This is a genomic window from Dictyobacter aurantiacus, assembly GCF_003967515.1.
Classification (GTDB): Bacteria; Chloroflexota; Ktedonobacteria; order Ktedonobacterales; family Ktedonobacteraceae; genus Dictyobacter; species Dictyobacter aurantiacus.
Genome location: NZ_BIFQ01000001.1, coordinates 3,311,565 through 3,335,213, shown reverse-complemented (window position 1 = coordinate 3,335,213; position 23,649 = coordinate 3,311,565). Strand labels below are relative to the sequence as shown.

Annotated in this window: 19 protein-coding genes; 9 read left to right on the top strand and 10 right to left on the bottom strand. The window is 51.8% G+C overall.

The window, feature by feature from the left end; translation table 11 throughout:
• The first annotated feature begins 106 nt into the window (after positions 1–106).
• From KTT_RS13420 to KTT_RS13410, 3 genes are all read left to right on the top strand, one after another.
• On the top strand, positions 107–946 hold the full coding sequence (locus KTT_RS13420; protein WP_126596450.1) for a hypothetical protein: 840 nt from the start codon (positions 107–109) through the stop codon (positions 944–946).
• On the top strand, positions 943–1,341 hold the full coding sequence (locus KTT_RS13415) for a hypothetical protein (RefSeq protein ID WP_126596449.1): 399 nt from the start codon (positions 943–945) through the stop codon (positions 1,339–1,341). The genes KTT_RS13420 and KTT_RS13415 overlap by 4 nt, the downstream gene beginning before the upstream one ends.
• Positions 1,342–1,499: 158 nt before the next feature.
• Positions 1,500–1,721 (top strand): hypothetical protein, encoded by a 222-nt coding sequence (locus KTT_RS13410; protein WP_126596448.1) that lies wholly within the window; start codon positions 1,500–1,502, stop codon positions 1,719–1,721.
• Between the two features lie 140 nt (positions 1,722–1,861).
• On the opposite strand, the gene KTT_RS13405 is transcribed toward KTT_RS13410, so the two are convergent.
• The 3 genes from KTT_RS13405 to KTT_RS13395 are packed head-to-tail and all read right to left on the bottom strand — an operon-like array spanning position 1,862 to position 3,681.
• Complete coding sequence (locus KTT_RS13405) at positions 1,862–2,665, bottom strand: aminoglycoside 6-adenylyltransferase (RefSeq protein WP_126596447.1); 804 nt, start codon at positions 2,663–2,665, stop codon at positions 1,862–1,864.
• 14 nt (positions 2,666–2,679) lie between these two features.
• A complete protein-coding gene (locus KTT_RS13400) occupies positions 2,680–3,162 on the bottom strand; it encodes a GNAT family N-acetyltransferase (RefSeq protein ID WP_126596446.1) in 483 nt (160 codons plus the stop codon).
• Between the two features lie 48 nt (positions 3,163–3,210).
• Positions 3,211–3,681: an NUDIX hydrolase gene (locus KTT_RS13395; RefSeq protein ID WP_126599609.1), complete on the bottom strand. Its 471-nt coding sequence runs from the start codon at positions 3,679–3,681 to the stop codon at positions 3,211–3,213.
• Between the two features lie 562 nt (positions 3,682–4,243).
• On the opposite strand from KTT_RS13395, the gene KTT_RS13390 reads away from it, so the two are divergent.
• The 5 genes from KTT_RS13390 to rlmD all read left to right on the top strand — a co-directional run bounded on the left by KTT_RS13390 (position 4,244) and on the right by rlmD (position 9,791).
• Positions 4,244–5,434, top strand: coding sequence for an NHL repeat-containing protein (locus KTT_RS13390; protein ID WP_126596445.1), 1,191 nt, complete (start codon positions 4,244–4,246; stop codon positions 5,432–5,434).
• Positions 5,435–5,857: 423 nt separating this feature from the next.
• On the top strand, positions 5,858–6,628 hold the full coding sequence (locus tag KTT_RS13385; protein WP_218030889.1) for an RNA polymerase sigma factor: 771 nt from the start codon (positions 5,858–5,860) through the stop codon (positions 6,626–6,628).
• Positions 6,609–7,199: an anti-sigma factor family protein gene (locus KTT_RS13380; protein ID WP_160145845.1), complete on the top strand. Its 591-nt coding sequence runs from the start codon at positions 6,609–6,611 to the stop codon at positions 7,197–7,199. The genes KTT_RS13385 and KTT_RS13380 overlap by 20 nt, the downstream gene beginning before the upstream one ends.
• A 47-nt stretch (positions 7,200–7,246) precedes the next feature.
• Positions 7,247–8,245: a DUF8173 domain-containing protein gene (locus KTT_RS13375; protein ID WP_126596443.1), complete on the top strand. Its 999-nt coding sequence runs from the start codon at positions 7,247–7,249 to the stop codon at positions 8,243–8,245.
• 184 nt (positions 8,246–8,429) lie between these two features.
• On the top strand, positions 8,430–9,791 hold the full coding sequence (gene rlmD, locus KTT_RS13370) for a 23S rRNA (uracil(1939)-C(5))-methyltransferase RlmD (protein WP_126596442.1): 1,362 nt from the start codon (positions 8,430–8,432) through the stop codon (positions 9,789–9,791).
• 184 nt (positions 9,792–9,975) lie between these two features.
• Here rlmD and KTT_RS13365 read toward each other — a convergent pair whose 3' ends face one another.
• Both KTT_RS13365 and KTT_RS13360 read right to left on the bottom strand, forming a co-directional pair.
• Positions 9,976–11,583 carry a PH domain-containing protein gene (locus KTT_RS13365; RefSeq protein WP_126596441.1) on the bottom strand — a complete coding sequence of 536 codons (1,608 nt, stop codon included), beginning with the start codon at positions 11,581–11,583 and terminating at the stop codon, positions 9,976–9,978.
• Positions 11,584–11,627: 44 nt separating this feature from the next.
• Complete coding sequence (locus KTT_RS13360; RefSeq protein WP_126596440.1) at positions 11,628–12,182, bottom strand: hypothetical protein; 555 nt, start codon at positions 12,180–12,182, stop codon at positions 11,628–11,630.
• Between the two features lie 867 nt (positions 12,183–13,049).
• Between KTT_RS13360 and gyrA the strand changes: the two genes are divergently transcribed.
• Entirely contained in the window at positions 13,050–15,635 is a 2,586-nt protein-coding gene (gene gyrA, locus KTT_RS13355) for a DNA gyrase subunit A (protein ID WP_126596439.1), read from the top strand.
• Between the two features lie 81 nt (positions 15,636–15,716).
• Here gyrA and KTT_RS13350 read toward each other — a convergent pair whose 3' ends face one another.
• The 5 genes from KTT_RS13350 to KTT_RS13330 form a co-directional block, all read right to left on the bottom strand.
• Positions 15,717–17,372, bottom strand: coding sequence for an MptA/MptB family glycosyltransferase (locus KTT_RS13350; RefSeq protein WP_126596438.1), 1,656 nt, complete (start codon positions 17,370–17,372; stop codon positions 15,717–15,719).
• Positions 17,373–17,534: 162 nt separating this feature from the next.
• The gene (locus KTT_RS13345; protein ID WP_126596437.1) at positions 17,535–17,909 is read right to left on the bottom strand and encodes a hypothetical protein; all 375 of its coding nucleotides are present in this window, start codon (positions 17,907–17,909) and stop codon (positions 17,535–17,537) included.
• A gap of 414 nt (positions 17,910–18,323) precedes the next feature.
• A complete protein-coding gene (locus tag KTT_RS13340) occupies positions 18,324–20,009 on the bottom strand; it encodes a glycosyltransferase family 39 protein (protein ID WP_126596436.1) in 1,686 nt (561 codons plus the stop codon).
• Between the two features lie 253 nt (positions 20,010–20,262).
• Positions 20,263–21,792, bottom strand: coding sequence for a DnaJ-like cysteine-rich domain-containing protein (locus KTT_RS13335; RefSeq protein ID WP_126596435.1), 1,530 nt, complete (start codon positions 21,790–21,792; stop codon positions 20,263–20,265).
• Between the two features lie 364 nt (positions 21,793–22,156).
• Entirely contained in the window at positions 22,157–23,344 is a 1,188-nt protein-coding gene (locus KTT_RS13330; RefSeq protein ID WP_126596434.1) for a M24 family metallopeptidase, read from the bottom strand.
• Positions 23,345–23,649 lie beyond the last annotated feature (305 nt).

The following is a 23,649-nucleotide window of genomic DNA, read 5'->3' as shown; positions in this document are numbered from 1 at the left end:
TCGATGATAAGCTTTGTGTATTAGGGTATGGGGGCAGCAGTTTGTCTCGTGTTTCTATGGGCTCTCTACAGTTATATAGAGATGAGAAAAAAGATAAAAGATAAAAATGAGAACGCTAGAAACCATAATTCCATTTGCCGATTTTGAAAAAACGCCGAAAGGGCATACTCCTTTTCGTCTTACGTCTAGCCATCCAATGGGAAATTATCTGGCAATGCAAGCTGGGATTGATAATGAAGGGCTCGTGTGGGAAACAGGGACAAAGCGTATTTTTTGGCAGCCGGAAGGGGCTATCGCCCTGGCCTGGCTAGAAGATGGCACGCGCATTGCTGTGTTTCGTAAATCTGCTGGTTCCTCATATTATTCCACTACCTATGAATTTGCGTTGTATTCCTGGCCAGAGAGGCAGCTTCTACACAGCTGCCCTGTTTCATCTGCACTGGTCGGATGGGGGGAGGATCTGCTGGTGTTTCCCCACAACCAACTCGCACTTTGTACGATATGCAATGAAGATGCGACGAACTTTGAATTTATTGATCTTAACTCCCACTATATTTCCCAGGATATTCACGCAAGCTACCTCCTGGAAGGGGCAGACGATGTGCTCCGTCCGGTCATGGGTCCTGACGGGCAGCTCTGGGTATGCTGTACACAAAAAATGAGGAATGGTGGTCACCAGACCCAGAAGCAGATGATGCACTTGAACAACCAGCTCTTGGAGGGGAATACGAATTGGGGACGCTGCGAGTATTTCAGGGGAAACGACCACTCTCTGGTCCCATTCCAATTATTGCAACGCTCCCCGCTGGCTGGTTGCCAGAAGCACAAACAGATGACGCCATCTTTTTTGATGCGCCCATTTTCCTGGATACACATCATGTACAGATCCACTTGCCCACGGGAAAAACCTGGATTTACCGATTTTATTTATAGGAGGTACAAATGAATAAAGAACAAATTGTACAAACTTTGAAAGAAAACCCTGAAATATTGCGCGAAATACTCACAAAAATACCTGATGGCGATTTAATCGATCTCTTAGAGCAAGTGTTTGCTGAAAGAATACCTTATCCTTTAGAAGCAAAGTATTGCAGATCAAAGTATTATTTAGGACTTGCTACATCTAATGATTTGAGAGAAGAGGAGATTGATGCTCCCGATTGGAGTGAGTGGGAAAAAGGTGCTGTAGCATATATCGATCGTGAGGAATACCCGTTCGGCGCAGATCCAGATACGCCATATGGTGAATACGGACATTGCACAAAGTGCAATATAAGTGTTCGCTCCAGTGTAAAGCATGGTATTTGTCCTATTTGTGGGCGAAAGGTATATATGACGTAGTCTCTAACTTTTCTGATTCAGATGGAGCAGTAAAAACATTCATCATACCGTGTGGACTCATACTAATCTGCTAGATATCGGACCAGGAGTTATTTAATAATCTATACCTGGTCTAAATGCTATCTTTTAATTCTAGATAGACCTTAGGAAGGACAAACATGAAAAAGATCATCAGCGTTGGGACAACTACATGGCTCTCTAAAAGCGGAAAGACTCTTGCAGGAGAGGCCATTTTAGAAGTGACCGATTTCAGCCCGAATGATCCAGACCACCACGATATTCCAACTATCGCGTACTATAAACAACGTTTTGGAGGGTCAATAGCTCATTCACACCACCCTGCTGGTAAGAAGGCGTTTACTCTCGATCTTACCCTCTAGTCACACTTTCCAGATGAAACTCATCTAAGCTTTAAATGGATATTTACTCCACAGCGTTCTCTTTCCACTACAAATACAAAGCCCTAAAAAAGCTGATCTGAAAATGTTTTTTCGGTCAACTCTTGAGCTAGTGCCTCGGGCTATATCCAATGATGTGCTTTTGCTATTGCCGTACAAACTTCTCGGCCAAGCCAGGCTGTATGGGTAAAGGTATTCTGTAAGTTTTCTATACCAACGGCAGGAATACATTTATCTAATTGGGCAAGTCGCTGTGGGGTAATAACCTGCTCAAGGTTCCATGAGGCTGGCGCGGATTGCCAGCGCTCAAAAGCACTTGCTTCAAATTTGAGGAGTGCTAGAAGGTTCCCTATAACCCAGGAATTAAACGCTTCGCGTGCAAACCAGTGCTGGCCACGTTGAAGCTTGCAATGGGCAAAGAGCAGGTAGTACCAAAAGCTCCCGCAGATTTTTTCGAAGGTGGCTGCCTTATCAGAAGGTCCAAGTTGACGGCCGATAAGTTGTTGTACAGAATTGCTTAATTCGCCGCCAGTCTTGTCACACCAGATCATCGCTTCCAGAGAAAGGGGGCTATTGGGCCACGCCGTGATGATATCAAGTTTTGAAGCAGGATGGAAGGCAAAATCGACACGCAACGGAACAGGGTCGGCCCGGTAGACTGTCCAGGGGTGATCGAGCACACCGGGAAAGGCAAGCAATAGCTCACCAAATTGTGCGGCCCACGCCTTCCAATTTTGTTCAAAGGAGGGAAGATCCGTATCACGAACGAATAAGGCAAGATCAATATCAGACCATTGATCAGCGCGCCCCTCACTTTCCGAACCATAGTCCACAGCGCCTACGATACGCTCATCATGCTCAACAACAGCGCGTAAACGATCTATCATAATCTCGCGGGTGAGAGGCTTAGACATGTCTTTTTTCAAGCTTATACCTACCTCTATAGATCTTTGTAGTAGCGCATCAACGGTAAACCGATATAGCCAGCCTTCTCATACGATCTTCTCGCAGGCGCATGGCCTGGATCGCCCCCTGTTCCCACAGAGGCGAGCTTTATCCCGCGTTCCTTCATCCTCTCAAACACGAAGGTATTCAACTCGGTCCCGATGCCACGATTTTGATATTCGGGATGAACGGCCAGCAGATCAACTTCCCCTGTTTTGTCTTCATTATTGAGGGTGTAGGTGATAAATCCAGCCACACGCCCATCCACGTCCGCAACATAGACGGTGGTCTGCTCTTCACGGCAATACTTTTCAACCACTTCTTGCTGCTGCTTTTTCCAATCGGGATACATCAATGCGTAAATACGCTCGCCCAATACTTGCTGGAATGAGTCAAATACAGGGGCCCAGGCTAACAGTGATAGCTGAACAATAGGTTCTATATCTTCATCAGACATAAGTCGAATCGATACGCTCATTTTTCATTTATCCTCATTATCTTTTGCTCATTGCTCAGGGCTGAGTGATTAGTGAGTAGCGGCAGCTAAGGCGGCTTCATACAATCCATAATTTGACTTCACCCAGGAGATATTTACAGCTTCTGCCGGGGCAAAAAGGGCGCATCCCTGTGCTTCCTCGGTTGGAGCGAACTTCTCATTCATCGATTCTACATGGGACCAGTAAAATATCTGATAACTATCAGGATAGGGATAGCGATACCCTTCAGGTTTGGGAGCAAGGAGCCGTAAACGCTGGTAGCCAAGCAAATGCAATGGTCCTAATGTGGCACCTGTCTCTTCATATACTTCCCGACGGGCAGCCTCTTCGGCAAGTTCACCAGGCTCTACATGACCTCCCGCAATGTCCCAGCCACGATCAATCAGGTTCGTCAGCAAGAGACGATCGTCGGAAAAAGCCAGCACAAAAGCTGTCGAGATTGCCTCACTTGCAGGCAATTGCGAAGATAGGACAAGCCACCCTTCATTTGGTTTAGGCATCCACACGATATCTCTCTCAATATGCAAAATTTTTTCCGCGCTCTGCATTTTTACCCCTAAATCTATTAATGTATTTATTTTCAATTTTAACATATAGCGGATCAGATAGGGTTTTACAATACAGAGACCTTAGAGAATGTGTCTGACTCCCGTCACCCTGGGGGCATCTACGCGCCCCCGCACGCGCGTCCGCTGCGCGGCCGCGCTGGTTTTGTGTGTTGGTGCAGTAGGGGGCGCGGATGCGCCCCCTACTGCACCAACACACCATGGATTTGTGAGCTACAGAGGGGCGCAAGCTTAGGCTTGCTGCACGTGATAATCATGGGTGTAAGATACATTCTTAATCAGTGGCATAAAACCAGGACCCCTCTCGCTGTGTCATGATTACCATTGATTGGCTATTCCTCCCATTAGCATGCACATATGTATTTGAAGTGACTTTTGGGTTATTCAGAAAATGTGACTTTATCACTTCGTGTAAAAGCACATAAGGTCGCAAACTGTGCGTTAGATTTGTGTTTATGTATTTAACTTGTCTTTGACAAGAAGGGGAGAAGTAGAGATGTCACTTCTTAACACGGCGCATACTCAGCCCGCTACGGCAGGCTCAACAAAGTTTTTATCTTCACGTGGTGGTCGTCTGGGTATCATGGCGACGATTATAGTACTCCTGGGCGCGATCATATTTTTTGCTTTCCAGCAATTGAGCATCTCACACGCGGCGTATCAGCAGCATAAACAATGGCACGCACCAGCCATCACGAACATCAATGGGCTGAAAAATATCTCACAGATCGGGAGCACGGCGAACGTGCTCGATTTCACTGGCAAAAGGGCCATGGTTGATCCTAACCCTTACAAGATCGCGATCGCCCCGGCCAATCTTTCACCAACGCTAAAAGCTGGTGACATACTTGTATCTAATATTGGTAATGAGGACAAGGGGATGACGTTGGTGAAGTTCGCGCCTGTCACTGGCAAGGGGCGCGTCTTTAATATGCCAGCCGCCAATGGTGTGTCGGGTCCCTCCGCGATGGCCTTCGACGGTGGCAAGCTGTTAGTGGCGAACTCAACCGGTAATGATGTGTTGATCCTCAATGCCAATGGCTCCATTTTCCAGACCCTGAAAAGCCCCCTCTTCAATGGACCCTGGGGCATTACAGTTGGTAAAACCAGCGACAAAGACATGGATAAGATCGCTACCTTCTTTACCAGCAACAAATTTGACGGCAAGATCCTACGCGTCGATATCAAGAAGCAGGAGCGCGGCAAGCCCGTCAAGTTCAAGGTAACCCAGATTGGCCAGTTCGGACTGCGGGATAAAGTTTCGAAGATTGAGCTACGCTGGCTGCCGGAGCTCAAAGTCGGCCACGATAAATGGAAAGATGTCCTGCTGGCCGTTGATCCTTCAACCAACCGCATCGCCGGCTATCCATTCAGCAGCAAGCTCAAGCTCTCGGTAAAATCTCAGACCATCTTCAAAGGTGGCCCATTGAATAATCCCGGCGGTATGACGATCAATCCTTTAAATGGTGACGCCCTGGTGGTAAACCTGAATAACAATAACCTGGTTGAAATCAATCTGCAGAAAGGGACCGTGGTTGGGGTAAAACAGATCGATCCGGCCATGGTCGATGCTCAAGGGAACAATTCAGCCCTGTTTGGGGTCGCGGCAGTGAAAGATCAGCTGGGGAACCTCAAGGTCTACTTCACCAATGATAATACCAATAGCCTGAATGTGCTGACAAAATAATCCAGGGGAGTTGATGCAACACAACGGGTGGGTGCGATCGCACCCACCCGTTGTGTTGCATCAACTCCTGAAAATACAGCAGCAAATACTTCATTGTGAGGTTAACAGGGACGAAATCAGGTGGATTTTTTGTTATTATAATTTGATGGCAACGATTTATTACGTCTATACGATATAGAAAATAGAAATGGTTGTTCAGTTCGGTACAGATCTGGTAAAGAAGGAGCAGTAGACATGGGTTGTGATCACAGGTGTGGTGTCGGCGAGGGTCCTCTTCTCTTGCAACTGGTGACCCACTGGTGTTACACTTCAACTGGAGATTACAACTTTTTTAGTCGCTGCTCGTAAATGACCATAGAAGACGCAGTATATCCGTCCTCTTATGATCTGAATCGAGTTTTAAGAATAAATGAGCGGTGACAAATGCTAGAATCAACTGTAAACGCTTCAAATATGTTGGGAGGGATTGGGGCTGGTGCGATCGCGCAGCCGGCTCGTAAACCACGTCGTGGTCAGGGTAGTGGGACACTAACAGGTGCGGCGGGTGTACAGGGTGTTGCTGATACCAGTGTGACCAGCGCCAGAACAAAGTCGGGGGCCATCGTGGAGTCAATGAGCGACGCAGCGCTCGTTGAGCTGATACTGAATGGCGAACATGACCTCTTCGCAACACTTGTTGAACGCTATAAAGATGCCGTGCAGAATCTCGCGTATCGTATGCTCGGGAATATCACGGAAGCTGAAGATGTAACGCAGGAGACGTTTGTGCGATCCTATACGCAGCTTGCTACATATAAATCTGCGCATAAATTCAGCACATGGCTGCTCTCCATTGCATCCCACCTGGCCATTGACCAGCTGCGCCGTCGGCGCTTCCTGGCCCTGCCACTCGAAGATGTACCATTTTTAGAATGGATCGTCGATGTGGGTATCAGTCCCGAACAATCGGCGTTACATGGTGAGCAACAGGACGAAATACAAACGTATCTGCAACGCCTGCCAGCCAAGTACCGGGCGGTTATTGTGCTGCGCTACTGGTATGACTTTTCATACGAAGAGATCGCCAACGCGTTAAAGCTCACGCCGGCCCTGGTAAAAGCACGCTTACACCGTGCCCGTGAATTACTGGCCCGCTATATGCAGCAGAACACTTCTAATGAGGAGGGACCAATCGATGCGCTGCCGCGACGCTAAAGAATGGCTGATCGCTCAGCGTGATGGCGAACTGGAACCGTCGCGCGCTCAAGCACTCCAGCAGCACCTTAGCCGGTGTGCCACCTGCCGTGCTTTTGTGCGAGAACAACAACGCATAGATGCCATGCTTGTTGGTTCGCCACGTCCCCATATTCAAAAATCTGAACCCTCATTGGTACGCCGGGCCAGCATTTCAACCGATCAGATCATGCAAGCAGTCCAGCAACAGAAGCAGATTACTCATCAGCTTGAGGATCTGCGCCAACAGCAGCGGTTGCGCGTTGCACGCATACGCACAGCTGGTGCTATTAGCGCCGCACTAGGTCTCCTCACCTTGAGCAGCATTCCACTCTTGTTTCTGGTCATGGCGATTCTTCAAACCGATCTTGCACTCAAAACACTTTCCCTCTTCAATGGTGTCATTGACGCAGGCATTGTGCTAGGTGAATATATCCAGACCGAACTAACCCTCGTCACCCGCGATAACCTGCTGCTGTCAGGTCTTGCGTTCGCAGTGGTCGTCATGATGGGGATGTGGCTTCGTCTGATGCGCTCTCCACAAGAAGCGTAGGCAGCGAAGGTCATGGTCAGATGGTGGCCATGATAGGGAGTTCTAGTATGCGAAAGGTCTCTCGAAGACAACGATTCATGTTCTCGCTGTCAGGCCTTATATTCCTGACGGCATTCTTGATAAGCGGTGGAGTAGAAGCACTCACAACTGGCGTTCCTACGGCATCGGCACAGGGGGCGAACAATAACCTGGCATCCCAGGCGTCTCAACCTCAAGTCGACTGCACCGGTGAACAGCGCAAACCCGGTTTCAGGAGTGCTGTAGTGGTAAACAAAGGAGAAGTGGTATGTGGAGATGTGACTTCATTCTGGGGTAATGTCACCATCCATGGTGAAGTCAAAGGAGACGTGATGGTCATTGGTGGAAATGTGGTTATCGATGGAGGAGTCGACGGCAACGTGACCCTTTATGGTGGCAACCTCAGTTCTTCCCCTGGCGCGCACGTCAATGGAGACATTCATGTTTGTGGAGGTCAACGGTACAAAGAAGACAACCTGCTTCTTCACGGAAGCTACTTTGGCTGTCCAACGGGCGTCGTTGACATGCTTGGAAGTGATGCGGGCGTTCAATTCCGTTTCTGGTATATTGTGACATGGGTCTTGATGGGGATGCTGCTTACCACCTTGTTACCAGAACATGTCATGATGGTGCGCACGACGATAAAACAGAAGACGCGACGAAGCCTCGCTTTGGGGCTGTTAAGCATTCTGCTTGCACCAGCTATTTTCGCTGTCTTGCTTGCACTTATTATCCCTATTCCGCTGGCAATTCTGGTCGCAGTCGGACTCTTTGCAGCCTGGGCACTTGGATTGGTCGCGACCGGCTGGATTATCGGACACTCGATCGTGCAACGCATTCTTCCTCAATATGATACACGCCTGGTTCAGATCGGCGTTGGTATGGCGATACTGGCTCTGTTTGGATCGTTGCCTTACATTGGCTGGGTCGTCAATATTGGAGTAGGGATTCTGGGAGTCGGAGCAGTCTTTTTAAGCCGCTTTGGGACGCGGTTCTATGGCTCTCCAAAACAACCACTCTCCTGGTAAAAACACGTAAAAGAGGATGCTCCCATGGGCCTTACATCAAAGCCCACTTATTTACAAGCATCCTTCACTACGTGAAGCTCCATTGTTAGGGGCTATGTAGTAAGATTTGAAAGATACAAAAACGTTGGAAAGAGGGGACGGACATCAGCGACAGAGTTTGTCGTCAGGTGCCGCCGAGGTGAACATGAGTATTGATGTTGAACTTACAGATCTTGCCTACGGAGGAGACGCCGTAGGCCGCTATGAGGGACGTGTTCTGTTTGTGCCGGGAGGCATTCCGGGTGAACGGGTACGCGTGGAGATTGTTGAGGAACGGCGCGGACATGCACGTGCGGAACTTCTAGAAATCCTTCGCCCCGCTCCCGAGCGGGTCGAACCAGCTTACCCGCAGCTTACCGATAGCGGCTGCCAGTGGCAGCATATCGCGTATCCCGCACAATTGACATGGAAAGCTCATATTGTGCGTCAATTGCTGGTTCGCATCGGCAAACAACCAGACGCACTTGTTCATCCAACCATCGGTATGCCAGCCAGCGTCCCACCCTGGCATTATCGCAATTATGCTGTATTTACAGTGGGCGCGGCAGGCGAAATCGGTTTTAAACTAACCGAAAGCCACGATGTACAGGATCTGGAAGAGTGTGGTCTCTTACATCCCGCATTGGACCAGGTCTATCAACTGGTACGCCGGAAACTGATCGATTATTTTGGTGACACTCTCGGTCAGATGTTGCAAAGCGTAACCATTCGTGGCGCCATCGGGGCGGTCAGCAATGCCGCCACGGGGATCGCGCCCAACGCGGTCAAGGCGGTGCCCACGCTGCTCATTTTGAATGCGCGCCCCGGCTCGATGATGGAGAATCCACATCAACTGGCACAGGAACTGATGACAATCGCGCCAGGTATCGTAGGTGTGATCATTGAGCGCGTCGGTGGACGCTATGGACGTGTCTTTGTCGGACAGGAATTCCTGACCGACGCTGTGCTGGGACGGCGTTTCCGCATTTCGGCTGATTCATTCTTTCAGGTCAATCCAATCCAGACCTCCGTTCTGGTCGAGCAGGCCATGGCGGCCCTTGAGCCACAACGCCATGAGGTAGTGCTGGATGGCTATAGCGGTGTCGGACTCTTCTCGACCTTCCTGGCCTCCCAGTGCGCCCGCGTGATCGCCGTTGAGTCCCAACCCAGCGCGGTCATGGATGCACGAGCCGGCTGCGCCCTGAACAATCAGAATAACATCACAGCCCTGGAAGGAACGCTGGAACGTATCCTTAACCAGTTGCACTATCGACGCGAACGCATCGATATCGCCCTGGTCGATCCACCACGAGCCGGCTGCCACCCCAAAGCGCTACAGGCATTGCAGACCATGGCGCCACGGGCCATCTGCTACGTCTCGTGTGATCCTAGCACGCTGGCCCGCGACATCGCAACCCTATGCTCCGGTGGACGCTATCGCCTGGTCTCAGCCCAGCCAGTCGACATGTTCCCCCAGACCTATCACATCGAAAGCGTTGCCCTCCTGGTCCGCGCCGGTAAATGGTAGTAAGCATAAAAAAAGTGAAGGTGCCAGAAACGTGCTCTGCACGTTTCTGGCACCTTCACTTTTTTTATTAGGGGAATAGTATAGTGGTGCAAGTGTGGCGCGGATGCGCCACACTTGCACCACTATACTATTCCCCTGCGAGCGCCGCAGGCGCGAGACTGTGCGGGGGCGCACAGGCGCGCCATTAAATTGAGTCGACGAGAGTCGGCCTTTTACTCAGGACGATCTCGATCTGGCTCCCTTTCTGCATGACGGTACCAGGAGGGGGGCTCTGCTGAATCACCAGGCCAGGCGGAATGTTGGGGCTATCAACCGCCTCGCCGCGCACAACCACGTCCAGGCCACATTCTTTGGCACAGCCCATGGCGTCGAAGAGATCCAGGTTTTTCAGATTGGGGGTGCTCACACGTTGATCGGTATCCTCCAGTTTGCTGACCACCGTGCTGAACCAGGTGTATAAGTGTTTCTTCTCATCATTCTCGCGCTTGGCGGCATCCACTTTATCTTTGTGCGACTTGATGCCCAGCACCTCATCCTGCAATACAAACGGGTGGTCCACATAGGAGAGGACGACGTCTGGATTGCTGCCAGGCGTTTCGATATAGACATGTCCGACATCAAAGAAGCGGGCAATCACTCCGGGCACCTGCACGCGAATATCACGAACACTCTTGTACTCTACCTCCAGGCTGGTCTCGAAGAAAAGACCATAGTGGCGCTCAATGTCGATGATGCGGCGATTGGTGAGGATGTAAACATCATCAACAAAGTTGGTGTAGATCAGGAAAATGGTTAGCAGCAGACCTAGAAGCACCAGTCCCATGAAGATCCACCAGTATTGCCAGATGGAATAGGGGATCAGGCCGGTGCCAGGCGCAAACAGGGTGATGGGAGCCAACAATACCAGCAAGAGCACTGGAACCGCAATGTTGCGCCACAACAGATACTGCGAACGCTGAACATACATAACGGTATATTCGCCCGAGACGTAGCGTACATCGCAGGGCAGGCGCAAAATACCACCAAAGGTACGACGTGGTCCCAGAAAGCGCCCATTCTCTCCACGAATCGGCGGGAGATTCTCGTCCGCGTTGGGTAATTTGGGAACCTCTTTGCCTTTGGCCAGCGATTTGAGGACGGCCGCCAGTTCGGGATCGCTCGGCTCTGGAGGTGCTGGAGGCTTTGGCTTTTTCGCCTTGATTTCAGTCGATATACCCTGAATCGCATCGCGGACAGCTTTGGGCCTTGGCACCTCGCGGATATACAGGTCACCGCCCGCCAGGTATACATGCACCGTACCAAAGTTAAACAGGTGGCCGGGCAATGTATCTACACCAATGCCAACCTGCTCGACCTTTTCAATGGGCGTCTGCTGGCGTGTAGGTTCTAATAAGCCGCGCGCATTGATGAGGCGCCGATCGGTGATAATATAGGTCTCATACCACCAGGCGATCAGGTGGCGATAGATAAACCACACACCCGTTACCAGCGTCGCCACGACAGCCGCAATCTCCAGTAGAATCCAGAGCGAACCGAGCGCAGGATACGACACCGCGATAAAACTGATCGCGATGATCGATAAAGCGGAAACCAGGAATGGCCACGCGGGTCGGAGCAAAAACCACCAGTGTCGACGTACAACCATCAATACATTTTCACCCGGTTGCTGCCCGGGAAATTGCCAGCGTCGATCGGAACCGCGCCGCAACTGCGATAAGCTAAAACGGCGACGCGCCGAACTTAAAGGATTTTCCAGCCGCCTTGTGGTCGTCTTTTTAGGATTCTCAGCCATTCAGTCACCTCAACGGTCAGCACAGTGTTCAGAACACCATTTCTTTATTTTTTGGCAGCTTTCCTGCGTGAAGCAATCACCGCTACCACAATAGCGATTACCGCGATAAAGAAAATAACCGCCACGTAGTTTAAAGGATCAGGTGATTGAACATCAACCGACACAGTTGAACGGCCGCCAATCGTTTTAAAATAATTACTTAAATAACCCAGCACAAAGGCCCCGGAAATGACCGCAGGCACAATACCTATAAAACGTTCTTGAGGTGTGGATGGTCGAGGAAATGCTTTATTTCCTATGTAGTAGCCCAACGCTACCATGGCGGCGAAAATAACTAAGGACCAGAAGGGGCCACCTAGAAATCCAGTTACCGGGGTAGCCTGAGGCTGGCTGGAACCTGCGGCATAGCCAACAATAGCAGGTAAGCGACCGATGAAAGAACCGACAGCATTGCTGGTATCTTGATGGACAAGAAAGGCGGCTAATAAAATAAACACAAGTGAAACAAGCTCGCGTCGCCAGCCACGTTGAAAACCAACCACGCTAAAGATCAGGATAGCGACAAAGAAGCACTGTTGTTCCGTGAATGGTAAAGACATATACTCTAAATCTCCCAATGTCAGCAGAATCGCAGGCGCTACACAACCGGAGAAAGCAACAGCACTGAAATTTTCCCCGTAACTTCCGTTCCTGCATTTAATCATACCACAGGTTTTTTACAAAACATAGGGTCTATGTTGACAAAATCGTATTTTGTCAACCCTAGTGTCCATATAGTAATATGCCGGCTAAAATGTCTGTGTGCAGAGTTGCCTGATCTCTTGCTAGGCAGCGTGAGCGCCCCCACACGCGCGTCCGCTGCGCGGCCGCGCTGTTTTTTTGTGGTGCAGCAGGGGCGCGAAGCGCCCCTGCTGCACCACCTCGGCGGATTTCTAACATCTGCGATGCTCAATGGGCTTTGGTGTCGTGATGAAGCAAAGGCGCCCCTGCTGCACCACCTCGGCGGATTTCAGACATCTGCGATGCTCAATGGGCTTTGATGTCGTGATGAAGCAAAGGCGCTCCTGCTGCACCACCTCGGCGGATTTCAGACATCTGCGATGCTCAATGGGCTTTGATGTCGTGATGAAGCGGGGGCGCAATCGCGCCCCCGCTTCATCACGACATCAAAAGAATATGGGGACGCCTGCGTTCCCCACGATACCCTCAAGAGCGTGTTTATGCACGAGCGGCAATGGACCCCTCGCAAGGGCGTCAGCCGGCCATACTCGCCCATCCAATTAGATAGCAAACAAGCTGGGAATAACCTGCTATAGAACAGTGAAAAATTCGTAAATATAAGCCCAATGTGCTATAATAGAGCAGGTAGGATCAAATTTTCTAAGACCCCTCCAGGCAGCTTATATCAATGCTTCAACCCGATATCGCCTTCAGGCTATGTCTTACTTTTTGGTGAGGATGTTTTTATGGAACCGGGCAATGTAAAGCCAGTCAATATCGTTACAGAAATGACAGGAGCCTATCTCGACTACTCAATGAGTGTCATTGTGAGCCGCGCGCTCCCAGACGTTCGAGACGGCCTGAAACCTGTTCATCGTCGTGTGCTCTATGCTATGGACCAGATGGGTCTGCAATCAACGAGACAATTTCGTAAGTGCGCAGGTACCGTTGGCGAGGTGTTGAAGAGTTATCACCCACACGGTGATGCAGCCGTGTACGCTTCACTTGTGCGTCTGGCCCAACCATGGGCGATGCGCTATCCTCTCGTTCTGGGCCAGGGTAACTTTGGCTCGCAGGACGATGATCCACCCGCCGCGATGCGTTATACCGAGGCCAAAATGGCCACAATCGCGGATGAACTGCTGGGTGATATTGAAAAAGATACCGTCGATTTCGCTCCCAACTATGATAACCAGACCGAAGAACCTCTCGTGCTGCCAGCACGTTTACCCAACCTGCTGCTCAATGGTTCCACAGGTATCGCCGTTGGTATGGCTACCAATATTCCGCCGCACAACCTCAACGAGCTTTGCGACGGCATCACCTATCTGATCGATAATCCCGAGGCCACTACCGAAGAGCTGGCACGCATCATTCGCGGACCAGATTTCCCGACCGGCGGCATCATTCAGGGCCGCGAGGGCATTCGCAATACCTACGCCAATGGTCGCGGCCGCATTGTGATTCGCGCGCGCACCACCACTGAAGAGAGCGAACGCGGACGCATCAGCATTATTGTGACCGAGCTGCCCTACCAGGTGATTAAATCTGACCTGGTGAAGAAGATCGCCGAGCTGGCCCGCGATAAGAAGATCGACGGCATCTCCGAGGTGCGTGACGAGTCAGATCGGCAGGGCATGCGCATGGTCATCGACCTGAAACGTGACGCCAACGTTGATAGCGTGCTGAACTCGCTGTTTAAATATACCGCCATGCAGACGGCCTTCAACACCAACATGCTGGCACTGGTAGACCAGCAACCACAGACGCTGACACTGAAGAAGTTCCTGTACCACTATATCCGGCATCGCGAAAACGTGCTGACGCGCCGCACCCGCTTCGAACTGGCAAAGGCTGAAGCTCGCAAACATATCCTGGAGGGCTTAAAGATCGCCCTGGATAACCTGGATGCCGTCATCAGCATCATCCGCTCATCAAGGTCCGCTTACGAGGATGGCCTGGCGCAGTTGCGCGAGCAGTTCGGCCTGTCGGAAGAACAGGCCCGAGCGATTCTGGACATGCGCCTGGCTCGCCTGGCTTCTATGGAGCGCCAGAAAATCGAGGACGAACTCAAAGATGTCTTGCAGCACATTGATTACTACAACATGCTGCTGGGCGATATCAATGAGATTCGCAAGCTGATCAAAGATGACCTGGCGATGCTGAAAGAGAAATATGGCGACGAGCGGCGCACAGAGATCGATGCCGCCGAGGTTGGAGACTTCAAGCACGAAGATCTGATCCCGAACGAGGAAGTGGTCGTGACCCTGACCGAGAAGGGCTATATCAAACGCCTGCCTTCCAACACGTACCGCGCGCAGCGCCGTGGTGGTCGTGGCGTGACCGGTATGGTCACCCGCGAGGATGACGCGGTGCGTCATCTGCTGGTTACCCATACCCATGACAGCCTGCTCTTCTTCACGGACCGTGGCCGCGTCTTCCAATTAAAGGTGTATGAGTTACCGGATGTGAGCCGCACAGCCAGGGGCGAGCACCTGATCAATATGATCGCCATTGAGCAGCGCGAACGCATCACTGCTATCGTCTCGGTCCCCAAGGGCATCAGCCGAGATGTGCTGATTGTCGCCACCAAAAAGGGCGAGGTCAAGAAGACCTCCATGAGCGAGTTTGAGGTCGTGCGTCGCCAGGGCTTGATCGCCATGAACCTGGAAGATGATGATGAGCTGATTGGAGCCAAGATGGCGGCCAAAGGAGACGATGTGCTGCTAATCACGGCCAGAGGTCAGGCTATTCGCTTCTGTGTCGATGATCTGCGCCTGGCATCGCGTACCAGCGGCGGCGTCCGTGGTATCCGCTTGGATCAGGATGACCGGGTCGTCTCGTTGAATCTGGTGAAGGCGGATAGCGAGCTACTGATCGTCACCGAGTATGGCTTTGGCAAGCGTACCCCGGTCGATGAGTATCCACGCCACAACCGTGGCGGCAGTGGCGTCATTACCTCCAGAATCTCGGATAAAACTGGCCTGGTAGCAACGGCACGCGTCGTAACCGACCAGGATAGCGACCTGATGATCATCTCAGCCAGCGGTGTCGTCATTCGTACCGACGTCAATACCATCAAGATCAGTGGCCGCGCCACGCAGGGTGTCATCCTGATGCACGTCAATAAGAATGACAGCATCGTCGCGGTTGCCACCACCAATGGCAAAAAGCTCGCCGATCAGGAGGCGGAAGCAGTCGCAGTGGAAAACGGAGAAGGCGGCGAGCCGGTCGTGATCGGGGCTCCGGTAGAGTCCACAGAATCAGACGCCGATGCCACTATAGAGTCCGGCACCCCCGATTCAGAGACCCCCACCGAGGAGCAACCGTAATACAATTGAACTCATAAATACAAAGAGCCGCCTGTACGCCGGTCCGTGGACCGGCGTACAGGCGGCTCTTTGTATTTATGATTATTTCACCAGCGCGCTATCGGCGGCGGGCAAGTCCAGAGGAGTATCCTGTATCGATATCGTCTCGGGACGTGCGAAGCGAGGCCACAGGAGCCAGGTAATAACCAGGACAGCGATAGGTATGCCCAATATGCCAATGCTGAGCCAGATATTCCAGGTCAATGCTGGCGGCTTTAAGAGCAGCAGCATCCAGCCTACCATCGTGGTGTAGTAAGAGAAGAAAGCCGTCGCGGAGAAGGCCAGAGAAAATGCCAGCAGGGTGTAACTCAGACGGCCCATGCGCGCGGCGATACATAACGGGAGCAGGCCAATCAGCCAGACCAGGTACCAGGAAAAGAACCAGGGCGTGGTGATCAGAAAGCCCGAGAACGACGCCAGGGTGACTAGCGCCATCGTACGCGTACCAGGAGCCCGCCACAGATAGATGCAACCAATGAGGATTGGCGCCAGCATGGCGACCATGTTAACGATGTTCCACAATAGGCGGCTCTTGAATATATTCAATGCCGAGGGAAGCGCATGGTATAAATTGTAGTTTTTAAAGATGGACAGTACCGAACTAATCGAGTCAGATGATGCCGGCAACGAGGTAAAACCTCGTATAATATCCCGCAGGCTGTGACCAATCCAGAAGGGACCATAGCAGACCAGCGCGATCAGCACAAAGGTGACCGTCATAAGCACAGCTGACGACAAAGCACGCCGCCAGACGAGCTTCCCATTTTTACTGTCCACCTGTATGGTGGCGAACGCCACAGCTAATACCAGCACGGGCAGCACGGGCGCGGCGCTAAACTTGACCAGTACAGCAGCCGTAAAAGAGACCAGGGGGAGGAGGTAACCATGCCATTGCAAAAAGGTCCCTTTTTGCTGAGCGCGAGCACAAAAATAAAATCCCAACAAAAGAAAGGTGACCATAAAAATGTCATTGTGCCCGTTAAATACCGTCTCCATCAGCACCAGCGGATTCCAGGCATAAAGGAAGGTTCCGAGCAAAATGAGGCGTGGCGAACGCTTCATGGCGCGCATGGTCGCAACGATCAAGATAATATTCATTACATGGCACAGCAGGGCAAAGCAGCGGAAAACGAGAACCAGACCCAGCTGCGATGAGCCACCAATTAAAGCCAGCAGGGCCCCGACAATGGTCCAGATGGGTCCATAAATAGAAACCACCTTGCGCCACTCGGGCTGGAGCCACTGATAGACAACATCATGTGGAAACGCCTTTGGAGGAACAAAATAGGGATTGGCATGGTAGATAGCCAGTATACGTCCATAGCTTGAGTATGAATATACATCAGTGGTCATAATGGCAGGCGTGAGCAGATAAATAACACTCACAACCAATACGCCTGCCCAGATAAACCAGAACAGAAAGGTCTGCGAACCCGACTTTGCGCGTCGATAGAGAAACCATGCACATGCAAGATACGCCGCGAACATCACGACCAGAAAAATCACCATTTCGATAAAGCCGGTTTTATGCATGGCTAACCGGGTATGGGCACCACCTGTAAGATCGGTAGGAATCCAACGACCAAACCAGGTGATTTTATTGCTTATCCATACGCTTGTTTTAAAACCCGATATGTTGTGTAGTACGGCATCAAAGAATAGGATGCTGACAACAAATATGGCAGCTGAAATCAGCATGGGCCATATAAAATTTTGCTGTTGGTCAGATGCATTCTTATTTGATAGAGATGAATCTACCTTTTTTACAACGTTCTCTAACAAGAATTACCATCTCCTACAAGTGGCTGATCAGCCAGATCAAATTATGCTAACGCTATCTCTACTGTTGTTCGTTCACGATCAATTCATGTTAAGCGATCGCGTGCCCCTACGAATGCGCTTTTGTTGACGCACCTGCTGGGCAGACATGCGATCTTTCTGAGCCTCTAACTTGACCAACGGGAAAGGGCGGTGAAATTGCTTATCAAAGTTTTCGGCCTTCTCATCGGTGAGATCGGCACGGCGCTCGTAAGCGCGGGCAAGAATTTCCCGCTTCACATCATCCGGTGCATCAACCAGCAGCAAATGGGCTAGCGAAAAATCGGGCTTTCCCTGATCAGCATAGGCATCGGCGAGAGCCAGACCATCAACACCCTGCTCTAATTGTTGTCTGGCGCGCTCAAGAAAGACGCTATTAAGTGTATTGCGGTATAATTCATCAAATGAACTGGACATTTTCGGCTCCATATGTGTTGGCTGAACGGCGAACCATTTGCTGATACCTGAGTAAGTAATTTAAATTAAACGCAATCTTAATAGTATCATATATCTAGCGGAGAGACTGAAAACAAGTACTTCTTCGTATACTTCTAAAGATAGTTTTGCTGGGGCGCGCTGACGCGCCCGTGCGGGCAGCCGCTGCGCGGCCGCCCTGTTTTTTTGAGGAGGTGCGGCAGCGGCGCGAATGCGCCGCTGCCGCACCTCCTCAAATTTGACTGCTGTGCACCTGCCGCACCTCCTCAAATTTGACTGCTGTGCACCTGCCGCACCTCCTCAAATTTGACTGCTGTGCACCTGCCGCACCTCCTCAAATTTGACTGCTGTGCACCTGCCGCATCATGCAGAAATAATCTACGGACTATGCACCGTTCATTTGGTGGCGGTACTGTAAAAACTGACTGTTACTGTGTGTGTCTCTTCCTGGCCGAGCAGGTGGTAATGCTGATCGAGCCAGCGCCGGGTATCCTGCACACGAACAGCGTCGGTCTGGTTGGCGATGCGGCCAGTGATCAGGAAAAAACGTGGGTGATGGCTGGCAAACGTAGATAGCGCGGCTGGCTGCAAAGCCAGGGTGGGATCATTCTGTGGCTCTCCGCTACTGAATTTCTCCCATGAAAAAGCGCCGGGCGAATCACTGGAAAAATACGTTCCATTGGGATAAGCGTGCAGGTAATATTCGACCGCGATCTGGCAACCCTGCGTGGTGGTGTTGTCGTAACAGACCAGGCCATCGCCGGGCTGCGAGCGCGCCTGCAACCAGTGAACGGCGCTATTCCAGTCTTCAACCTGGGCGTTTTGATAGTAGTGCGGCACCACCAGGAACGCCGAGCCAAGCAACACGCAGATCACCATCCCCTGTAAGATGCGCCAGCGCCAGATAGCCACGCCCAGCGCGGCCAGCAGGCAGAATGGTGGCACCACAACGACCAGGTAGCGCGTAGAAAAGAGGCGCAGCGAACCCTGTGAGATCACATAGCTGATCACGATCGGCAAGACAAACCAGCACAACATCATCCAGGCAAACGGCCAGAAGCGCCGCAGGTGATGCGGTCCCCACACCAATTGAAGACGCCGCTCCATCCATTGCTGATAGCGCGCATCTTGTCCCACCAGGCTCCCGATAGCCACCAGGATCAAGCCAGCCAGGATACACAGACCCATTACAACGAGGTAGCGCGGATTGCTACCACTGATGATTGTGAACAGGGATAAAAGCTCACTCAGGTGAGGCACAAATAGCCAGCCGGTTTTGGAACCGTGTAAGCTCACCAGAAGCATGGGAATGCTCAATACGCCACTTAGCAACAGGCTGCCCATCCAGAACAGCCACTGCCGACGAATGACGGCACGCCAGTCAACAGAGACGCCGTACAGACCCGCCAGCGCGGTCCACTGGGCCAGCAGCACGAAGGCGCTGAAGAGATGGCTGTAGATAGCCAGCACAATCGTAGCCACGTACAGAGCCCACCAGCGCTTCTGAGACGTCTCCCGCTGGATAGCGGTCAACAGGGCCAGCCAGGAAAGGCAGAGCAGCAGCAATTGTAAGGCATACGCGCGGGTCTGCTGAGCGTATACCAGCAACAGATAATTAGAGGCAAAAAGAACAGATCCAACAGCGGCCGCAACGGTTCCCAGATACCTACGTGCAAAGAGAAAGATCACACCTGTACTCAGAGCGGCGCAGATGGCCGAAGGCAGTCGCACCAGCCATTCAACAGGCGCCAATCCCAGCCAGCCAGTAACCATGAGCCAGCCATGAAGCAGCAGGTAATACAGCTCCATATTCGGCTCGGTCCCGAATATTGTGTGCCACAGCAGGGGCAGCGGCTGACGCGCCAGCTCAACCGAAAATGCCTCATCAAACCAGATTCCCGGCCGCCCTAAATAAAGGCAAGCAAGAATCATCGACAGGCCGATCAACAATACGCACAGCAACCAGGGATGGAGATCCAATAGCACCAAACCATGTGCCAATGAGTCTGCAGCCGTATTCTTTTTTCTCTCTACTTCACCCTCAGCCTCACCGTTACGCACATCACCTCGCGCTTGAGTCATCCACAACAATCCTTCTGATACATTGTAATCCTCCGCATGCGCTACTGGTGGGCGCCTTCAACCCTCATGGACGCATTAAACGAGAAGGATAATATAACAAAGCTCGATAAATAAAGACGAATCACCCTATCAGCAGTCACGACCACGGGAAAGATGGGGGAGACGCGCACATAAGCAAACAAACTATAATACATCAGGTAAAAAAAGGCACAGCGGCCAAAAATGCTGGCCGCCGTGCCTTTGGCGCTATTTTTTAATGCGTGGAAGGTGGACGAGGCTCAGTATCCTCATCATCTTCATCCTGGACGCTATACGGGGGGACCTCAATCGGCACGCGATAGCCACCACTATAACTATGGGTCGCCGGGTCAGACGACTGGTTGTTATTCTCCTGTATCTGTCCTGGCATGCGTAGATCAGAGGTAATCGCCTTCACCAGGCGCTCAACACGATCCCAGCGGGCCGGGTAGCGGTCAGAATAGAATTTCTCGTTGCCTTCGACATCATAGATATACAATACATATTCTTGCTCAGCGAAGCGATACCGTACCGTGGTATAGGGGATGCGAATCAGCTCAACTACCTGCAGCGTAGGGCGCGGGAACGCCTGCGGGTCCAGGCCAGGCTTATCAACAACCTTGCGCTCGGATTCTACCATCTCCACAGTGGTGCGCCAGACATCGAAGGGAACCATATCGGGTACGGCCTCCAGCTGCAGGTTTTCGTTGATTTCAGCGCTATAAATCAGGTCGCCCTGGGCCTTCTCTAGCTGCTGCGCAGGAATGACGCTATCGCCGATGAAGCGGGTCTGGGAGCGCAGGTCAAAGCGGCGCACAACCTCACGGTGCCGCACAACCTTGCCGGTGCCGCCACAATTCGAGCACAGCGACATCTTGGCCCCCTGACAGGTGGTGCAGACCCGTTTGCCGTTGCCACAGCTACAATTGACCTCACCATTGACACAATCAGGACAGGGAACGGTCGGCCCCTTGCTGGCGGGATCAGTGTCCACGGGATTAGGAATGGGCACTCCTTGCTGACGGATATTATCAAACAGGTCAGAGAATTTGTTGCCCACCGAACTGGTCACATTATCGGCCTGCTTTTTGAAGAAGGATTTTTTCTCGCCCGGCGTCCAGTCGGAGATGTAGCCACGACCACGGCAAGTGGTACAGCGCTTCCTGGTGCGCCCCTTACACTCCGGGCAAACGATCCAGCCGCGTCCATTACAACCTGAGCAGAGAACGTGTCCGGTGCTATTGCAGGAGGTACAGGAGACAACCTCATCCATACCTTCCAGGCGTGTACGCGTGGTAGGGGCCTTTAAGCCGGTTACCTCTGCAAGTTCATAATCCCAGACCGGCAGGAGTGGGCGTGGACGATTAACCGAACGACCGGTGTATGGTTCGCTGATGATCTCCAGTGAGCGGGTCTCCCAGCGCGTCTCCAGGGACGCCTGCCAGATCTCGCTCACGCCGGTGGAGAGGATATCCATGTAGGTGCCAAGCTCACGAGCCACGCGCCAGTTTTCATTGCTCCATTCATTGACCAGCTGGCGCAGACGCTGCTCTTCAACGCTGGATACCGGGCGTGGGGCGACGGGGGGTGTCTGCACCTGCTGCCAGTAGTCGCCAGCTTTATCTATGACACGCTTCAGGCGCACCTGGGCCTCGCTGGCTCCCTGCACCACCACACGCTTGATCTCTTTCAACTGCCTATCTATATCATCCTGGCTCGGACCACCCGTATTATTGTTTGGATTCTGATCCCATTGATCACCCATTTGAAACTCGCCTCCCTTGTACTCAAGAGAATATCTTTACAATGAAGAGGATGTCCTGCTCCATGCCAGGACCATCGTCAATGATTATTTCAATATCATGTACGTTAGACAAATATATGAGGTTGTAAGAGGATATCTTACTTCTGAACGTAAGCGCTCCCGTACGGGCGTCCGCATGCGCGGCCACACAGGGGTTGTGTGTTGCACAGCAGCGGGTCGCTTTCGCGACCCGCTGCTGCAACACACAACAGATATATGGAATGATCAGGTTGGGTCACCGTGCGCGTCGCACGGTGACCCAACCTGATCAAAATGAATGGTGCCGTTGCGGCGCTACCCGCTCAAAGCGCATCCGCTTTCTATGTTAAAGGAGTGCTACGATTTCTTTTTGGATGGGGACACCTGTGACTTCGGCATCGTGTTCCAGGATAAGCAGATCGACTTCGCTGCGAATACCGAATTCGGGGAGATAGATGCCGGGCTCGATCGAGTTGCAGGTATAGGGAAGCAGGGTACGCTCGTCCCGGGTCTCGAAGTTATCAACGTTGGCCCCATTGCCATGCAGAACAGGACCGATGCTGTGGCCGGTGCGATGTACGAAGTAGTCACCATAGCCAGCTTTGGTAATCACCTGGCGGCAAACATCATCGACGTCCCCACCTTTAACGTAGCCGCCGGCTGCCATGCGCTCGCGCACAAAGGCAATCGCGCTATCGCGGGCGTTGCTCACTACCTCAAATACCTCGCGCTGGCGAGCCGGGATTTCGTCGCGTGTGCCAGCGAAGGCTACCCAGGTATAATCACCAAAGACCGAGTCCGGACGCGGCAATTTAGCCCAGAAATCGAACAGTACCAGGTCACCACGCTGGATGGGGCTATGCTGCAACGCGGTCGGCTCGTAGTGGGGATTTCCACTATGCTCGTTGACCGCCACGATCGGCATCTCGTCTTCAGGGAGTTCCAGTCCGGCCTGCTGAATTAAAGCGACAAAGCGCTGCTGCACCTCGAACTCATTAAGCTCACGTCCCGCGCTCAGATCTGACCCCAGTTGCGCAAAGAGTGTATCTTTGGCGGCTATCAACAACCGTCCCGCTTGCCGATGCGTGTACATCTGCTCCTCGGTAAGCTGGGCAATAAAGTGCTGGGCAAGGTTGGCGGAGGTCACAACCTCGGCTCCAAAAGAGCGCACCAGCTCGATCGTACCCGCATCTACCCGCGAAACATATGGAATAGCATTGAAGGGGGAATATTCCATCGCCACCCGGGCCTGAGCCGGGAGTATCTCCCGTAAGTGTGTATGCATCTCCTGCCAGGTCCTGAAAAGGACACGCTCGCCGGGCAACGTAGCCAGAATATGAGGCTCGACCGCGCTGATCAGCGCGACTGGCGTTCCCTGGGCAGGCACAAAATAGAACCAGCGCCGTGTATACATCGCCTCCACCGGCAGTTGTAGGACCTGATATGCGATCGGATTTGACTTGCGAAAATCATAAAAAAGCCAGCCATCCAACTTTTCGTCCTGCAAGACGCGTTGGATCTTTTCAATATCCATCAGACAACCTCCCAACAGGTATGTTTCAATTCATCCACCCTTCACTATACCATTTATCCCAAAGGTACCATATAATAATCTATAAGGATTAGTGAGACGATTCTTAATAGTAGTGCATTTATATTAACACAAGGTATACATTATCATTCGGTTACTTACACCTATACTTTATATACACCACCGTAGCACATCGTTCGTCCTGATGCATGTAATATCAAACATACTTTTATAATGCCATTGTAGTAAATTCGTTCATACTTTACCCCTGGCCGGCATAAATATACTATGAAAAGAGATAGTTAAAG

Coding starts and splice junctions, on each gene's coding strand:
- KTT_RS13420 (WP_126596450.1), top strand. CDS start 107: ATGAGAACGCTAGAAACCATAATTCCATTTGCCGATTTTGAAAAAACG.
- KTT_RS13415 (WP_126596449.1), top strand. CDS start 943: ATGAATAAAGAACAAATTGTACAAACTTTGAAAGAAAACCCTGAAATA.
- KTT_RS13410 (WP_126596448.1), top strand. CDS start 1,500: ATGAAAAAGATCATCAGCGTTGGGACAACTACATGGCTCTCTAAAAGC.
- KTT_RS13400 (WP_126596446.1), bottom strand. CDS start 3,162: ATGAGCGTATCGATTCGACTTATGTCTGATGAAGATATAGAACCTATT.
- KTT_RS13395 (WP_126599609.1), bottom strand. CDS start 3,681: ATGCCTAAACCAAATGAAGGGTGGCTTGTCCTATCTTCGCAATTGCCT.
- KTT_RS13390 (WP_126596445.1), top strand. CDS start 4,244: ATGTCACTTCTTAACACGGCGCATACTCAGCCCGCTACGGCAGGCTCA.
- KTT_RS13385 (WP_218030889.1), top strand. CDS start 5,858: ATGCTAGAATCAACTGTAAACGCTTCAAATATGTTGGGAGGGATTGGG.
- KTT_RS13380 (WP_160145845.1), top strand. CDS start 6,609: ATGCGCTGCCGCGACGCTAAAGAATGGCTGATCGCTCAGCGTGATGGC.
- KTT_RS13375 (WP_126596443.1), top strand. CDS start 7,247: ATGCGAAAGGTCTCTCGAAGACAACGATTCATGTTCTCGCTGTCAGGC.
- rlmD (WP_126596442.1), top strand. CDS start 8,430: ATGAGTATTGATGTTGAACTTACAGATCTTGCCTACGGAGGAGACGCC.
- KTT_RS13365 (WP_126596441.1), bottom strand. CDS start 11,583: ATGGCTGAGAATCCTAAAAAGACGACCACAAGGCGGCTGGAAAATCCT.
- KTT_RS13360 (WP_126596440.1), bottom strand. CDS start 12,182: ATGTCTTTACCATTCACGGAACAACAGTGCTTCTTTGTCGCTATCCTG.
- gyrA (WP_126596439.1), top strand. CDS start 13,050: ATGGAACCGGGCAATGTAAAGCCAGTCAATATCGTTACAGAAATGACA.
- KTT_RS13350 (WP_126596438.1), bottom strand. CDS start 17,372: ATGCTGATTTCAGCTGCCATATTTGTTGTCAGCATCCTATTCTTTGAT.
- KTT_RS13345 (WP_126596437.1), bottom strand. CDS start 17,909: ATGTCCAGTTCATTTGATGAATTATACCGCAATACACTTAATAGCGTC.
- KTT_RS13340 (WP_126596436.1), bottom strand. CDS start 20,009: ATGACTCAAGCGCGAGGTGATGTGCGTAACGGTGAGGCTGAGGGTGAA.
- KTT_RS13335 (WP_126596435.1), bottom strand. CDS start 21,792: ATGGGTGATCAATGGGATCAGAATCCAAACAATAATACGGGTGGTCCG.
- KTT_RS13330 (WP_126596434.1), bottom strand. CDS start 23,344: ATGGATATTGAAAAGATCCAACGCGTCTTGCAGGACGAAAAGTTGGAT.